Genomic DNA, 14,367 nt, shown 5'->3' on the forward strand with positions numbered 1-14,367 from the left:
TTTATGTAGAAGCGCGCAGAACAGTGGATTGGCGGAAGACAATGGGAGTTGAACCCACCCAAGATTGCTGGCAACCTTAACAGGATTTGAAGTCCTGCCGTTTCACCGGAAACGCCTATCTTCCGAAAGTGTGTTCACTTTAAAGGAAATCGGCTGATTATTCAAGGTGTTGCTAGGGAAATTTAGTCAATACGGTACACTTGATAAGTTAGGGCTGAATTTTCAACAAAAAAACAGTATGATTAAGGCTAATTTTCCTAGAATGGCATAAATGAAAATAGGACAGCACAATGAATAGCCTATTCCAACAACTTCCTTCCATTGATAAATTGCTAAAGCAGCCTGAAATTGCGTCTTTGATCGCAGAATTTGGGCGTAGTGCGGTGGTGAAAATTTGCCGCAGTTTGCTTGAAAATGCACGCGCTGAAATAAAAAATACGCAAAAAATACCGCACTTTTTTCACGATAATTCCACGCTAATCACGGAAATTCAACAACAATTACAAACCCAGCAGCAAGTGAAAATTCAGCCTGTGCATAACTTAACAGGTACAGTGCTGCATACTAATTTAGGGCGCGCATTGTGGGCGAATGCCGCACAGCAAGCAGCGTTATTGGCGATGCAAGAGAATGTGGCATTGGAATATGATTTGGCGGAAGGCAAGCGTAGCCATCGAGATAATTATATTTGTGAATTATTATGTGAACTCACGGGGGCGGAAGCCGCTTGCGTGGTGAACAACAATGCAGCAGCGGTATTGCTGATGTTAGCCACCTTTGCGTCAGGCAAAGAAGTGGTGATTTCGCGTGGTGAACTTATTGAGATTGGCGGTTCATTCCGTATTCCAGATATTATGCAGCAAGCAGGTTGTAAACTGGTGGAAGTGGGAACAACAAATCGCACCCATTTGGCGGATTATCGCAGTGCGATCAACGAAAATACAGCCTTTTTAATGAAGGTTCACAGCAGCAATTATCAAATTTGTGGCTTTACACATTCTGTCAGCGAGGCGAAATTAGCACAACTTGGCAAGGAAATGAATGTGCCTGTGATGACTGACTTAGGCAGCGGTGCATTAGTCGATCTCAGCCAATATGGTTTGCCTGCTGAACCCACTGTACAGGAAAAATGGCAGCAAGGTGTGGATTTAATCTCATTTTCTGGGGATAAATTGCTAGGCGGTCCACAGGCTGGCATTATTGTTGGGAAAAAAGATTTTATTGATCAACTGCAATCTCACCCACTGAAACGGGCATTGCGTTGCGATAAAGTGATTTTAGCGGGCTTAGAGGCGACCTTGCGTTTATATCTTCAGCCTGAAAAATTAGCGGAAAAGCTCACCAGTTTGCATTTGCTCACCCAACCTGTGTCAGCATTACGCCAGCAAGCAGAAATACTCAAAGTGCGGTTGGAAAATCAGTTAAATTTTGCCTATACAATCCGCGTGGAAGAAAGCCAAGCACAGATTGGCAGTGGCGCGCAGCCTTTAGCAAAAATTCCCTCTGTGGCGGTAACCCTTGAAGAAAAAAACTCGCAAAAATTGACCGCACTTATCCAGCGCTTCAAACAACTTCCTCAACCAATTATTGGTCGAGTGGAACAAAATAAACTTTGGCTCGATTTGCGTAGCCTTGCGAATTTTGAGCGCCTACTAAATACCTTGGAGCAACTATGATTATTGTTACCTCAGGCCACGTTGATCACGGCAAAACCGCATTGCTACGGGCTTTAACAGGCACGAATGCCGATCGCCTACCAGAAGAAAAAAAACGTGGAATGACCATTGATTTGGGCTATGCCTATTTGCCGTTGCAAGAGAAAACACTCGGTTTTATTGATGTCCCCGGCCACGAAAAATTTCTTTATAATATGCTAGCCGGCTTAGGTGGCGTACATTACGCCATGTTGATTGTCGCGGCAGATGAAGGCATTCAACCACAAACAGCGGAACATTTAGCCATTTTGCGTTTATTGCATTTTGAGCAAATCATTGTGGTAATGACAAAAGCGGATAAAGTCAGCGAATCGCAAATTAATGAAGTAAAACAATCGCTTATTCAGCAATATCCATTCTTAGCAGAAAGCCCATTTTTTATTACTTCAGCCCAAACAGGGCAAGGCATTGCAGAATTACAACATTATTTAGCCAATTTGCCTGAACTGGCAGACCGCAACAAACCTTTCCGTTATGCCATTGACCGAATTTTTACCATTAAAGGGGCTGGAACGGTGGTAACAGGCACGGCTTTTAGGGGACAGGTTGCAATCAATGATGCGCTTTATCTTTCCACTGGGCAAAAAGTACGCGTGAAGAATATCCACAGCCAAGATAGTCAAGCCGAACTTGGTGAAGCGGGACAGCGATTGGCGTTAAATATTCAAACGGAGGTTTCACGAGAGGCGATTCAGCGTGGGGATTGGCTTTTTTCTCAACCACCACTCTCGCCAACGGATCGGATTACTATTGAAGTCGAGGCTGCGCAAAACTTGCAAGAAAGCCAAGCAGTGCATATTTATCACGCAGCCTCTCGCACCACGGGAAAACTCACATTATTACAAGCTAAGCAGCTTGCCCCGCAACAAAAAGCCTTGGCAGAGCTAATTTTGCAAGAACCGCTATTTTTAACCTATGGCGATAAATTAATTTTACGCACAGGCGATGCAAAATCCTTATTGGCGGGCGGTAAAGTTGTCGAAATCCATTCACCAAAACGTTATAAACGTACCGAAGTGCGGTTGAATTTTTTACAAAATTTACTCACCGCACAGTATTCCGCTCAACGCTTGAGCGACTATTTACAGTATCGTCCTATGCAGCTGGCTGAATTGGCTTGGCTAGAACAAATGGAAGAAGCCCAACTCAGCGCGTTGATTGCCGATAATCAGGCGCTGGCTTGGCAAAGTTGGGCGTTTAACCAAGACTATCAACAAAGGCAATCCGATAAACTTATTGAAACCTTGGCAAATTATCATCAACAACAGCCAGACCAACTGGGATTAAGCAAAGCGCGTTTATATCGCATTGCGACCATTAATCAGCCTGAAACCTTGATTTATCATTTTATTGAAAAGATTTTGGAGCAAAATAAAATTCAGCAAACGCGCGGCTGGTTACATCTTCCTGAGCATAAAATTCGTTTTACTGCTAAAGAACAAGCCTTATGGCAAAAAGTGCTAGCTCACTTTGAGCAACAACAAGGACAAGCCCTTTGGGTACGCGATCTAGCTAATTTGCTCGATCTTGAAGAAAGTGAAATGCGCAACTTTCTCTACAAAGCAGGCAAACTAGGCTATCTCACCCCCATCGTGCGTGATCGTTTTATGCTCACCGAAACTCTTTATGCTTATGCTCGCTGGATCAAAGCATTTATTCTGCAACAGGGGGAGATTTCCGTTAATCAGCTACGTGATGAATTGCAATGGGGAAGAAAAATGACGGTGCAATTAATGGAATATTTCGATCGATGCGGATTCTTACGCCGTAAAGGTAATGTACATTTATTGCGTGATAGGGATTTGTTTGATTTGTAATTCACGGAAAAAACAAGTGCGGTGGAAAATCTCTAAATTTTTCACCGCACTTTTGTTTTTATTCTGTAAAAAGCAGAAATTAGATATTTACATTGAATTTATCGTCAATAAAGCATTGATCCATTTCAAAAGCTGGCTTGGCAGCTTTGTCTTTGCCGATGGCTTTTGATGGCACGCCTGCTACGGTGGTGTATTCTGGCACGGCTTGCAACACCACAGAATTTGCGCCGATTTTGGCGTAACGGCCAATTTCAATATTGCCGAGAATTTTTGCGCCCGCGCCAATCATCACACCCTCACGCACTTTCGGGTGGCGGTCGCCAGATTCTTTTCCTGTTCCGCCAAGGGTAACGCCTTGCAAAATGGATACATCATTTTCAATCACAGAGGTTTCGCCCACCACAATGCCTGTGGCGTGGTCGAACATAATGCCACAGCCAATTTTTGCCGCAGGGTGAATATCCACATCAAAGGCAACAGAGATTTCATTTTGTAAATAAATCGCTAACGCCTTACGGTTGCGCTGCCATAAATAATGGGTGATGCGGTAGCTTTGTAAGGCGTGAAAGCCTTTTAAATAAAGCAACGGCGTTGTCCATAATTCCACCGCAGGATCTCGTTGGCGCACTGCACGAATATCACAAGCAGCGCTGCCGATAATATCAGGCTCAACTTGATAGGCTTCTTCAATAATTTCACGCAGGGCAATGGCTGGCATAATGGGATTGGCTAATTTATTCGCCAAAATATAGCTCAACGCATTGCCAAGATTTTGATGTTTAAGAATGGTGGAATGAAAAAAGCTGGCGAGCATTGGCTCACATTCTGCTAATTCTTTTGCTTCTTGATGGAGTAATTTCCAAACTTCAGCAGGCATTTTATTCTCCTTTGCGCTCACGTCCAAGCAGGCTTAAGGCCACATCTTGCGCATTTCTACCGCAGAATAACACTTGGTAAATTTGTTCGGTAATCGGCATTTCTACCCCGTGGCGCTGAGCGAGTAAATAGGCTTCTTTGGTGTTGTAGAACCCTTCCACCACTTGTCCAATTTCAGCCAAGGCTTCTTCGGCATTTTTGCCTTGCCCAAGCATTAAGCCAAAACGACGGTTGCGCGATTGGTTGTCGGTACAGGTTAGCACCAGATCTCCCAAGCCAGACATTCCCATAAAGGTGCTTGGATTTGCCCCAAGGGCTTCACCTAATCGGCTGATTTCCGCCAAGCCACGAGTAATCAAGGCAGTGCGTGCGTTGGCGCCAAAGCCCATACCATCAGACATTCCAGCCCCAATGGCGATCACATTTTTAATCGCACCACCAAGCTGAACGCCGATCATATCCTGATTAATATAAACACGGAAATGCTTGCTGCAATGAATACGCGCCTGAAACTCTTCCGCGAAAGCCTGATCGTGTGAAGCCAGCGCTATCGCCGTAGGCAATCCTGCCGCCAGCTCTTTCGCAAAGGTTGGGCCAGAAAGCACCGCAAGGGGATATTGCGTGCCAAGTTTTTCTTCCACCACTTGTTGCAATAAACGCCCTGTATCACGCTCTAGGCCTTTGGTTGCCCACACAATACGGTGATGGGGTTGTAAGTGCGGTCGGATTTTTTGTAAAACTTCGCCAAAAACGTGGCTTGGTACAACGATCAATAAATCTCGCGATTTTTGCACCGCACTTGCAAGATCGCTTTCAATCTCAAGCGCACTTGGGAAAGGGATATTCGGTAAAAAGGCTTGGTTGCAACGTTCTTCATTCAAGCGTTTCATATGCGCGGGATCGTGTCCCCAGAGATAAGTCGGTGAACCATTGCGAGAAAAACTGATGGCCAGCGCCGTGCCGTAAGATCCTGCGCCAATCACGGTAATGGGTGAATTTGAGATGTTGTTGTGCATTAATAATCCCCATAATTAAAATAAAGGTGAATCACACTCACTGTTAATGCCTTGAGTTTAACCTACTTGAATTAGACTGAAAATAGAATTTTTACAGAAGTGGGTTAGTGGCTGAGTGTTACATAAAGTAGTTGGATAGATTACCTTGCTAAATTGTATCCTATCGAATACAATTTAAAAAAGTAGCAACAAGGCTTAACTATAATGAATGAAATTATTCTCACAGATGAATTTAGATTATGGCTTACCAAGCTAAAGAATCCAATCGCCAAAGCGACAATAGCAAGACGAATTAAAAATGCGATTAAAGGAAATTTTGGCGATCATAAACCACTTGCTGGAGCAAATGGTATTTATGAAATGCGAATTGCAACAGGTGCAGGGTATCGAGTTTATTATGTACAGCAGGGCAAGGTCGTTTATGTATTGTTATGCGGTGGCGATAAATCAACACAAAAAAATGATATAGAAAGAGCTAAACAATTATTTAATGTATTACAAAGGGGGAAAAATGAAATCAACGAATATCAATGAATCAGCAGTAGAAGAGCTAGGCTTGAAGCCTTTTGATGTGGCTGAATATTTGAATGATGAAGAAACTATTCAAGCATATTTAATGGAAGTGCTAAAAGAAGGTAATCAAGACGAATTTTTAGAAGCCTTAAGCGATGTCGCAAGAGCAAGAGGAATGACGGAGCTGGCTAAACAAACAGGTTTAGGGCGCGAAAGTCTGTATAAAACCCTATCCAAAGGCAGTAAACCGAGATTTGAAACCATACAAAAAATTCTCGCGGCGTTTAATTTGGAACTCGTGCCAACAATTAAAGTGCGGTGATTTTTTCCATAAAAAAGTGGGCATTTCGCCCACTTTTTTGATTAATTCACGGTTTCTGGTTGCTCGCTTTGTGCTTGCTCTGCTTGTTGGCGCTCTAGATATTCCATAAAGAGTGCATCAAAGTTTACTGGAGAAAGATTTAATGGCGGGAACGTGCCGCGGTTTACAAGGCTGGCAATTAATTCACGCGCATAAGGGAAAAGCATATTTGGGCATTGTGAGGTTAAGCAATGGGCAAGTTGAACCCCTTCAAAACCACTCACGGTAAACACGCCTGCTTGTTTTACTTCACAAATAAATGCTACATCACCACTTTCTTCAAGGGTGGTTTCGGTGGAAATGTTTAAACATACTTCATAAAGATCTTCACCTAATTCAACCACTTCAGTGTTTAAATCGAAAGAAAGTTGTGGTTTCCACTCTTGTTGGAAAATATGTGGAAGATTTGGTGCTTCAAAAGACACATCTTTAATATAGATGCGTTGAATTTGTAATACGGCTTCTGTTGCTTGTGCTTCCGTTGCAACTTCTTGATTTTGCTCAGTCATTTTCTATTCCTCTGTGAGTTATTTATCTTTTTTCACTAATGGCAAATTCGCTGAACGCCAACCTGCAATCCCTTCTTTTAATGCGTACACTTGACTAAATCCTTGTTGAGCCAAAAGCTCTGCGGACGCGCCAGCTGCCATTCCTGTGGCACAAACCACCACAACAGGCTTGTCTTTATGCTGTTCAATTTTACCAATATTTTGATTTTTAATTTCGCTTGGTAGTAAATGAATGCTGTGAATAATATGCCCACGTTCAAATTCATCAAGGGTGCGCACATCGATCACGGTGCCATCTTTATTATTCATTAAACTAACCAATTCCGCATTCTCAATGGTTTTCACTTTGGTGGTGAATGCTTTGAAATAGGTATAAATAACGAGAAAAAATACGGCTATCCAAGAAATAACCATTAATGTGTGATTTTTGGCAAAAGCGGTTGCCATCGGTAGAAATTCTTGCATTTTACTCTCTATGTTTTAGTTCAAAATAAAGGCTTAAGTATAACCGCACTTTATTGATCTTTCAAAGGAAGTCTGTGAAATTCCTGTGTCGTTATTCAATAATTTATTCTAAATCAAGAGATAAACAAAAATAGTTAGCGGAAATATAGCGATAATGACGCTTTATTGCTATATTAGCGCCCGATTATAGGGATATCCCCTTTATGTGGACATTTTCTTTTGGCTATTTTCAAAAAGAAAATCATTTTATCTTTTATCGTTTACAAGAGGTCTTACTATGTTTTTTCTCCAATTTGCCATCGTTTTGGTGTGCATTTTGATTGGTGCACGCATTGGCGGTATCGGCTTGGGAGTAATGGGCGGCGCAGGGCTGGCTATTCTCTCTTTTGGCTTTGGTTTACAACCAGCGGGTTTACCAATCAACGTAATGTTAATGATTATGGCGGTGGTTTCCGCCGCGGCGGCAATGCAAGCAGCAGGCGGTTTAGATTATATGATCAAAATTGCCACCAACATTTTGCGTAAACACCCGAAATACATCACCTTTATTGCGCCAGCGGTAACTTGGACATTCACCGTATTAGCAGGAACAGGCCACGTTGCCTACTCTGTATTGCCTGTGATTGCTGAAGTAAGCCGCCACAACGGCGTGCGTCCTGAGCGTCCACTTTCAATGGCGGTAATTGCATCACAATTTGCTATCGTTGCTAGCCCAATCGCTGCGGCTGTGGTGGCGGTAGTGGCCTATCTTGAACCACAAGGCATTCACCTTGGTGATGTATTAATGGTTACAATGCCATCAACCATTTTAGGTTTAGCGGTGGCTTGTATTTTCGTCAATAAAATGGGTAAAGAATTAAAAGATGACCCGAATTATCAACGTTTATTACAAGATCCTGAGTATGTAAAAGAAAACCACACTGACGTAAACCCAGACAACATTCAATTAAAACCAACAGCAAAATTGTCTGTGGGATTATTCCTATTTGGTGCATTGCTTGTGGTATTGATGGGAGCATTCCCAAGCCTACGTCCAGCTTTTGACGGCAAAGCAATGGGAATGGCACACACTATCGAAATCGTAATGCTTACCGTGGGTGCGTTAATCATCTTAACTTGTAAACCAAACGGCAACGCTATTACACAGGGTTCCGTATTCCACGCGGGTATGCGTGCGGTTATCGCCATTTTCGGTATTGCGTGGTTAGGTGATACCTTAATGCAAGCCCATATGACTGAAGTAAAAGAAAGCGTGAAAGTGTTAGTCGAAACCGCGCCTTGGACATTCGCCCTTGCGTTATTCGTGCTTTCTGTATTAGTAAACAGCCAAGGTGCAACGGTGGCAACCTTATTCCCAGTGGGTATCGCATTAGGCATTCCAGCACCTGTATTAGTTGGGGTATTTGTGGCAGTAAATGGTTACTTCTTCATTCCAAACTACGGCCCAATCATTGCGTCCATTGACTTTGATACCACTGGTACAACACGCATTGGTAAATTTATCTTTAACCACAGCTTTATGTTGCCGGGCTTATTAAGTATGGCATTCAGCCTTGCTTTCGGCTTATTATTCGCCAATATTCTGCTGTAATTTTTACCGCACTTTATTTCTCAACTGGGGGCATTGCTCCCAGTTTTTTTATGCCCATATTTTATTATGGCATTCCTAACCAAACTTCCGCATAATATTGCCACTTGATATAACAAAAGGAAAATCACAATGACCATTTCAAAACAACAGATTCTTGATGCTTACCATTTCCGCCACGCGTGCAAACAATATGATCCAAGCAAGAAAATCAGCGATGAGGATTTTCGTTTTATCCTTGAAACCGCTCGTCTTTCGCCGAGTTCATTCGGTTTTGAGCCGTGGAAATTCTTAGTCATTGAAAATCAGCATATTAAAGAACTAATCCGCGATAACGCTTGGGGTGCGAAAGATAAGATTATGGATTGTAGCCATTTTGTGGTGATTTTGGTGCGCCAACCGCAAACCCTTTTAGCCGATGGCGAATACGTTCCACATATTATGCGTGATGTGCATCATATCCCTGAAGACGCGCTCAAACTGCGTCAAGGCTTCTACCATAACTTTACCGAAAAAGATTTTGCCCTAACCGAAAATCCCGTAGCATTTTACAACTGGGCGTGCCGTCAAAGTTATATCGCGCTCGGCAATATGCTCACCAGTGCCGCAATGATCGGCATTGACAGCACCCCGATTGAAGGCTTCCCACTAGAAAAAATGAATGATTTATTAGTGGCAGAAGGCTTATACAAAGCTGATGAATACAAACTCAGCGTAATGGCGGCCTTTGGTTATCGCCTAAACGAACCAAGAGAAAAAACACGCCAAGCCTTTGATGAGGTGGTGGAGTGGGCGAAATAAAAATCCCCAAAAATCGCACCGCACTTTCATTCTCGCAAAGACAAAGTGCGGTGTAAATTTCTCAACGTTTCTTTTCTAAAAAATCTCGGAACAATTATGCTAATTTCTTTTATTTTGATTGCCCTATGTGCCGGTGTCGCCCTTGCCACGCAAGCCGCCATTAATAGCCAATTGGCTGGTTCATTAATGGGGCAACCTGTTGTCGCCGCGTTAATTTCCTTCGCCACAGGCACATTACTGCTCTTTTTCATTTGCTGGTGGAAGGCTGATCTTTTCACCGCCTTGCAACAAGTGCCAAAACAACCCTTGTGGAAACTTCTCGGCGGTCCACTGGGCGCGCTTGTGGTTTTCACCACCATTTTTCTTGCGCCGAAAATGGGCGTAACCAATATGCTCTTTTTCATTATTGTCGGCCAACTCATCGCCGCCGCCATCATCGATCATTTCGGCTTAATCGGAATGACCGCCCGCCCAATCCAAATCTGGCAACTCATCGGCTTTGTGTTTATGGGAGTAGGCCTCGTGCTGTTTTTCTTTGGGAAAAGGTTGTTTGGATAGTTTTTTTTTCAAATCTACCCTATTTTTTAATCTCCGTTGTTTTTCAAATCTCCCTAGCCCCTCTTCACTAAAGAGGGGTATCAGATCAACGCATATTCAACATCTCAGACAAATAACAAAGCCAAAAATCCCTGAAAAAAACACCGCACTTTTCTGCTTCATCAAATTTTCTCATCACAACAAAATGTAGTAGCGGACCTATGTGTCCGCCTGAAAGATATATCCACAACAATAAAACGTAGAATGGGCTTTAGCCCATTAAAGGGAAATGCGTTGAACGGTGGGCTAAAAGCCGCACCCTACCTATGCACATAACAATGTAAACAATATCGTTAAGAAATTTGTGAATGATGCCCCAAGAAATCCCCCTCCTTAGCAAAGAGGGGTTAGGGGAGAATTGAAAAACAACGGAGATTTGAAAGATAGCAAATATTTGAAAATCTAGGGAGATTTAGCCACCTTACAAAATCATCTTCACCAATTTATCCGCTTTGATACGGGCGAATTTTTTTAGTAGTTTTTGCACGGGGGCGGGGTATTGCGAGAGTTCGTCCAGTTCCGTGTAGTGTTTTAGTTGGGTGGTGTGTTGGCGGATGCAAGCTAGCTCTTGTTGCACTTGCGCTTGCAGCTGTTGGGCTGGGTCTTGAATGAGCAAGCCATTTTCTGCGTCTAAACGCCAAGCGCGTGGATTTAGGTTGTTGCCAGTTAATAAAATATGGCTATCGTCCACCCAGACGCCTTTTAGGTGATAGCTATTATCGCCGTCTTTCCAAGTGCGAATAACAAGCTGGCCTTGGTTAATTTGCTGTTCAAATTTTTGGCTGAAACGGCGTAGATTGCTTTCATATAAATAAGGCAGCGCGCCCGCCATTTTGAACGGCTGCGAAGGAGGAATGTAAAAATCGTTGGCGGTTTTGTCGCCCACGATAATTTCAATGTGCTTGCCTTTTTGTAGTAAACGGCGGATTTTTTGTTGTAATGGACGTGGAAAATTAAAATATGGCGTGCAGATCACCAATTTTTCTTGCACGATTTGGAAAAGATCTTCAATCGTACGGTTAAGCAGGTTTGCACCACCGCCTAAGCCAAAAAGTGGGGTGATTTTTAAGCCAGAATTTTCTTCGTTGGCAAACTTATATTGCCCATCGCTTGCCAAACCTTTACGGAAAGCACGAATATGCTGGCGAATTTCTTTGGTTTTTGGGCGTTCGGAATTATCCAATGGTAGCACCGCTTGATTACTCAGGAGATACTGTTGCAGGAAATTCACCATTGAATCCGCAAGGGCGGAATGGGTGATTTTATGATAACGGTCGTAGCGGTATTTTTCATTTTGCTGCAAATACACATTATTAATGCTCGCCCCGCTATATAACAAGGTATCATCAAAAATAAAGCCTTTAATATGCAACACGCCAAACACTTCGCGCGTGTTCACTGGCACGCCGAAAAACAAATGGGCGTGCTCACCATATTGATGAATGGCTCGTTGCTCGCAGTACCAATCTGCGTTGGTGGCAGATTTTTCTGCGCCAAGCAAATTACGCTGCGCGCGATGCCAATCGACAAAAATTTTCACCTCAAGCTCGGGATTACGGCTTTTGGCGGCAAACACTTCATTTAAAATTTCTTGCCCCGCGTCATCATTTTGCCAATAAAGTGCGGTGATATAAATGCGCGTTTTTGCTTCACGAATAAGCTGGATAATTTGTTGCTTAAATTCCGCAGGGTGATGAAGAAAATCAATTTGCGAGGATTGTAGCGCCAAACTCGGCAAAGCTTGCAAATTTTCTTCTGCCCTTTTCGTTTTATTTATCAACATAATTTTTTACTCTAATTTTGATAATCCATTTTTTTAGCCTTGTAGTTTACAATATTTACTTCTTGGCTTGGTAGAAAAAAGATATTTTTTCGCTATAATGCATTCAATTTCTCACAAAGTGCGGTGAAAATTCGCCCACTTTTCCCATTTTTATCACAATTTGGCAACATAAAATGAACGCAAAAAAACCGACTTTCCAGCAAGCAGATTCCAGCAAACGCTTCAATGAACGCTATTCTGGCGAAAAACAAGATAAAAAAGCACCGCACTTTTCCCCTCATTCTTCCCGTGGCAAAAAGGACGACAAACGCACTTTCTCGCGTGAAAGAACACCGACAAAATCCGCAGAAAAAGTGCAACAACGCACAGAATTGACGATGGGAAATGCGCGTGGTACAGCCAATGTGAAAGTGGTGATAAAAAGCACGGGCGTGAAAGAAAAGCAGAAAAAAACCGGCCCACTTTCTCCACGCGCACCAGAAAAGATTAAGAAAAATCGTGCAGAAGAAATGAAAGTGTATGGCGAAAATACATGCCTTGCCTTATTTGCTGAGCGTCCTGAAAGCATTGTTCGTGTGTGGACAACCGTGGAAATGGCGCACCGTGTGGGCGAGTTATTTAGCTATTTGGCGGCGAATAAAAAAGTCTATCACGTTGTCGATAGCAAAGAGCTTACGCTGGTGAGCGGCACGGAACACCACAACGGCATCTGTATGTTGGTGAAAAAGCCACGTCATTTTACATTGAGCGGTTATTTGGATATTCCACGTGAAAAAGATGCGTTGATCTTACTCGATAATGTGCATAATGCACATAATATTGGTGGGATCGTGCGAACTTGTGCGGTCTATGGCGTGAAAGGTTTAGTGTTAAGCGAAGCAGATTTGTTAAATTCTGCCGCAGCAATGCGTGTGGCAGAAGGTGGTGCAGAATATGTGCATACTTTGTTTGTCGATAGCAGTGAACAAGCGTTAGAAAAATTGCGTGAAAAAGGCTATCAAATCGTGCATTTAAGCCAAAGCAAGCAAGCGAAACCTTTCGCTCAGCTGAAATTGAGCGATAAAGTGGTCTTTGTTTTAAGCGAAAGTGCGGGTGAAAATTTGGCAAAAAATCACGATGAAGTAGTGAATTTATCCCTTGCCAATCCGCTGAAAGCGGGCTTGAATGTTGCGGTGGCAGCGGGCGTGTTATTGGCGAAATGGACGGAGAAAACCCTTTAAATCGCTATAACTGATCAGAATGATGAATTAACACAAAGCGTTCCCACAATTGGGCTTCGCTTTCTTGATGATCGGGATCGGGCTTAATGCAGTTGGTGATTGGGCAAACTTTTTGGCAAGTTGGGGTATCATAATGCCCCACGCATTCCGTACAAAGATTGGGGTCGATCACATAAATGTCATCGCCCACGGAAATGGCATCATTCGGGCATTCTGGCAAGCACATATCGCAATTTGTGCATTTATCTGTAATTAAAAGTGCCATAATTTCCCCTAAAATCATTGAAAGGGCGAGATTATAAAGAATCAGCAAGGAAAATTAAATAGGCAAAACAAAATGAGCAAGAAAAACAATAAAGAACTTTCTTTTTTAGGCACATTAATCATTGCAGGCATTGCATTGATTTGGAATTATTTTCAGCCTAGCGAAAAAACACACCAGCCTGAACCTACGGCGCAATCTCAGCAGAATCAAGCAAAGACAGCAACGCAACAAAATACACAAGCACCGCTTGGCGAGAATTATGATTACATTATGCGCGATGACGCCATTGGGCAAAATAAAAGCGCACCCGTGGATTATTATATGCTGGCGTTGTCTTGGTCGCCGGGATTTTGCCAAGCGCAAAAAGAGCGTTACAACGGCAACTTGCCGCAATCTTTAATGAGCCAATGTGGCACACAGCAGTATGGCTGGGTAATCCACGGCTTATGGCCACAAAATGCTAATGCGCGTTCGGTTAGCGATCATCCACGTTTTTGTCAGGGTGATTTGCCAATGGTCGATCCTGCGGTGATTAAGCCTTATCTTGCAGATAGCCCGAGTGCGAATTTATTGCAAGGGGAATGGGAAAAGCACGGCGCTTGCGCTTTCAAGAATGCCAATGCTTATTTTGAAAAACAGCAAAATTTATACCGCACTTTGAATTTACCTGATCGCAATTTACCGCGTAAAGAATTGTTTGCTTGGTTAAAAAAACATAACCCGCAGCTGAAAGGGGCGTATTTGGGCGCAAGCCATAATGAATTATTTATTTGCTATGATTTGCAGTGGCAAGTGATGGATTGTCCGCGCTAGAGGAATTTGACTCGATTTGAAGTATTGA

15 protein-coding genes and 1 tRNA gene are annotated in these 14,367 nt (G+C 43.0%); 9 read left to right on the forward strand and 7 right to left on the reverse strand.

All coding sequences use genetic code 11. From position 1 onward, the window contains the following. Positions 1-29: 29 nt before the first annotated feature. A tRNA-Sec gene (locus tag C3007_RS11630) sits at positions 30-124 on the reverse strand. A gap of 166 nt (positions 125-290) precedes the next feature. On the opposite strand from C3007_RS11630, the gene selA reads away from it, so the two are divergent. Next, positions 291-1,676: an L-seryl-tRNA(Sec) selenium transferase gene (selA, locus tag C3007_RS11060; protein ID WP_103854471.1), complete on the forward strand. Its 1,386-nt coding sequence runs from the start codon at positions 291-293 to the stop codon at positions 1,674-1,676. After that, positions 1,673-3,532, forward strand: coding sequence for a selenocysteine-specific translation elongation factor (gene selB / locus C3007_RS11065; protein ID WP_103854472.1), 1,860 nt, complete (start codon positions 1,673-1,675; stop codon positions 3,530-3,532). The genes selA and selB overlap by 4 nt, the downstream gene beginning before the upstream one ends. A 79-nt stretch (positions 3,533-3,611) precedes the next feature. Here the strand turns inward: selB and cysE are convergent, their stop codons facing one another. Then, complete coding sequence (gene cysE, locus C3007_RS11070; RefSeq protein ID WP_103854473.1) at positions 3,612-4,409, reverse strand: serine O-acetyltransferase; 798 nt, start codon at positions 4,407-4,409, stop codon at positions 3,612-3,614. Position 4,410: 1 nt separating this feature from the next. After that, on the reverse strand, positions 4,411-5,424 hold the full coding sequence (gpsA, locus tag C3007_RS11075; RefSeq protein ID WP_103854474.1) for an NAD(P)H-dependent glycerol-3-phosphate dehydrogenase: 1,014 nt from the start codon (positions 5,422-5,424) through the stop codon (positions 4,411-4,413). 204 nt (positions 5,425-5,628) lie between these two features. Here gpsA and C3007_RS11080 point away from each other — a divergent pair, with 204 nt between their 5' ends. Further along, positions 5,629-5,958 (forward strand): type II toxin-antitoxin system RelE/ParE family toxin, encoded by a 330-nt coding sequence (locus tag C3007_RS11080; RefSeq protein ID WP_103854475.1) that lies wholly within the window; start codon positions 5,629-5,631, stop codon positions 5,956-5,958. After that, a complete protein-coding gene (locus C3007_RS11085; protein WP_103854476.1) occupies positions 5,936-6,259 on the forward strand; it encodes an addiction module antidote protein in 324 nt (107 codons plus the stop codon). The genes C3007_RS11080 and C3007_RS11085 overlap by 23 nt, the downstream gene beginning before the upstream one ends. A 41-nt stretch (positions 6,260-6,300) precedes the next feature. Here C3007_RS11085 and secB read toward each other — a convergent pair whose 3' ends face one another. Together secB and C3007_RS11095 are read right to left on the reverse strand one after the other, a co-directional pair. Then, positions 6,301-6,807, reverse strand: a complete 507-nt coding sequence (secB, locus tag C3007_RS11090; protein WP_103854477.1) for a protein-export chaperone SecB — start codon at positions 6,805-6,807, stop codon at positions 6,301-6,303. A gap of 18 nt (positions 6,808-6,825) precedes the next feature. Continuing rightward, positions 6,826-7,272, reverse strand: a complete 447-nt coding sequence (locus tag C3007_RS11095; RefSeq protein WP_103854478.1) for a rhodanese-like domain-containing protein — start codon at positions 7,270-7,272, stop codon at positions 6,826-6,828. Positions 7,273-7,549: 277 nt separating this feature from the next. Here C3007_RS11095 and C3007_RS11100 point away from each other — a divergent pair, with 277 nt between their 5' ends. The 3 genes from C3007_RS11100 (at position 7,550) to C3007_RS11110 (ending at position 10,219) form a co-directional block, all read left to right on the forward strand. After that, entirely contained in the window at positions 7,550-8,863 is a 1,314-nt protein-coding gene (locus tag C3007_RS11100) for an anaerobic C4-dicarboxylate transporter (protein WP_103854479.1), read from the forward strand. Positions 8,864-8,992: 129 nt separating this feature from the next. After that, positions 8,993-9,661: an NAD(P)H-dependent oxidoreductase gene (locus tag C3007_RS11105; protein ID WP_103854480.1), complete on the forward strand. Its 669-nt coding sequence runs from the start codon at positions 8,993-8,995 to the stop codon at positions 9,659-9,661. A gap of 96 nt (positions 9,662-9,757) precedes the next feature. Then, positions 9,758-10,219, forward strand: a complete 462-nt coding sequence (locus C3007_RS11110; RefSeq protein WP_103854481.1) for a DMT family transporter — start codon at positions 9,758-9,760, stop codon at positions 10,217-10,219. A gap of 460 nt (positions 10,220-10,679) precedes the next feature. Here the strand turns inward: C3007_RS11110 and pssA are convergent, their stop codons facing one another. Beyond that, positions 10,680-12,041 (reverse strand): CDP-diacylglycerol--serine O-phosphatidyltransferase, encoded by a 1,362-nt coding sequence (gene pssA / locus C3007_RS11115; RefSeq protein ID WP_103854482.1) that lies wholly within the window; start codon positions 12,039-12,041, stop codon positions 10,680-10,682. Positions 12,042-12,214: 173 nt separating this feature from the next. Here pssA and C3007_RS11120 point away from each other — a divergent pair, with 173 nt between their 5' ends. Continuing rightward, entirely contained in the window at positions 12,215-13,261 is a 1,047-nt protein-coding gene (locus tag C3007_RS11120) for a TrmH family RNA methyltransferase (RefSeq protein ID WP_103854483.1), read from the forward strand. A gap of 4 nt (positions 13,262-13,265) precedes the next feature. On the opposite strand, the gene C3007_RS11125 is transcribed toward C3007_RS11120, so the two are convergent. Then, positions 13,266-13,526: a YfhL family 4Fe-4S dicluster ferredoxin gene (locus tag C3007_RS11125; RefSeq protein ID WP_103854484.1), complete on the reverse strand. Its 261-nt coding sequence runs from the start codon at positions 13,524-13,526 to the stop codon at positions 13,266-13,268. A gap of 72 nt (positions 13,527-13,598) precedes the next feature. On the opposite strand from C3007_RS11125, the gene C3007_RS11130 reads away from it, so the two are divergent. Further along, positions 13,599-14,339 carry a ribonuclease T2 family protein gene (locus C3007_RS11130; protein WP_103854485.1) on the forward strand — a complete coding sequence of 247 codons (741 nt, stop codon included), beginning with the start codon at positions 13,599-13,601 and terminating at the stop codon, positions 14,337-14,339. The last annotated feature ends 28 nt before the right edge of the window (positions 14,340-14,367 follow it).

The sequence above is a fragment of the Avibacterium gallinarum genome (assembly GCF_002921135.1).
Taxonomy (GTDB): domain Bacteria; phylum Pseudomonadota; class Gammaproteobacteria; order Enterobacterales; family Pasteurellaceae; genus Avibacterium; species Avibacterium gallinarum.

Excerpts from the sequence above, each read along its gene's own strand:
- C3007_RS11110 (WP_103854481.1), top strand. The coding sequence starts at position 9,758 with ATGCTAATTTCTTTTATTTTGATTGCCCTATGTGCCGGTGTCGCCCTT.
- C3007_RS11105 (WP_103854480.1), top strand. The coding sequence starts at position 8,993 with ATGACCATTTCAAAACAACAGATTCTTGATGCTTACCATTTCCGCCAC.
- C3007_RS11095 (WP_103854478.1), bottom strand. The coding sequence starts at position 7,272 with ATGCAAGAATTTCTACCGATGGCAACCGCTTTTGCCAAAAATCACACA.
- selA (WP_103854471.1), top strand. The coding sequence starts at position 291 with ATGAATAGCCTATTCCAACAACTTCCTTCCATTGATAAATTGCTAAAG.
- pssA (WP_103854482.1), bottom strand. The coding sequence starts at position 12,041 with ATGTTGATAAATAAAACGAAAAGGGCAGAAGAAAATTTGCAAGCTTTG.
- C3007_RS11080 (WP_103854475.1), top strand. The coding sequence starts at position 5,629 with ATGAATGAAATTATTCTCACAGATGAATTTAGATTATGGCTTACCAAG.
- C3007_RS11085 (WP_103854476.1), top strand. The coding sequence starts at position 5,936 with ATGAAATCAACGAATATCAATGAATCAGCAGTAGAAGAGCTAGGCTTG.
- C3007_RS11100 (WP_103854479.1), top strand. The coding sequence starts at position 7,550 with ATGTTTTTTCTCCAATTTGCCATCGTTTTGGTGTGCATTTTGATTGGT.
- C3007_RS11125 (WP_103854484.1), bottom strand. The coding sequence starts at position 13,526 with ATGGCACTTTTAATTACAGATAAATGCACAAATTGCGATATGTGCTTG.
- selB (WP_103854472.1), top strand. The coding sequence starts at position 1,673 with ATGATTATTGTTACCTCAGGCCACGTTGATCACGGCAAAACCGCATTG.
- cysE (WP_103854473.1), bottom strand. The coding sequence starts at position 4,409 with ATGCCTGCTGAAGTTTGGAAATTACTCCATCAAGAAGCAAAAGAATTA.
- gpsA (WP_103854474.1), bottom strand. The coding sequence starts at position 5,424 with ATGCACAACAACATCTCAAATTCACCCATTACCGTGATTGGCGCAGGA.
- C3007_RS11120 (WP_103854483.1), top strand. The coding sequence starts at position 12,215 with ATGAACGCAAAAAAACCGACTTTCCAGCAAGCAGATTCCAGCAAACGC.
- C3007_RS11130 (WP_103854485.1), top strand. The coding sequence starts at position 13,599 with ATGAGCAAGAAAAACAATAAAGAACTTTCTTTTTTAGGCACATTAATC.
- secB (WP_103854477.1), bottom strand. The coding sequence starts at position 6,807 with ATGACTGAGCAAAATCAAGAAGTTGCAACGGAAGCACAAGCAACAGAA.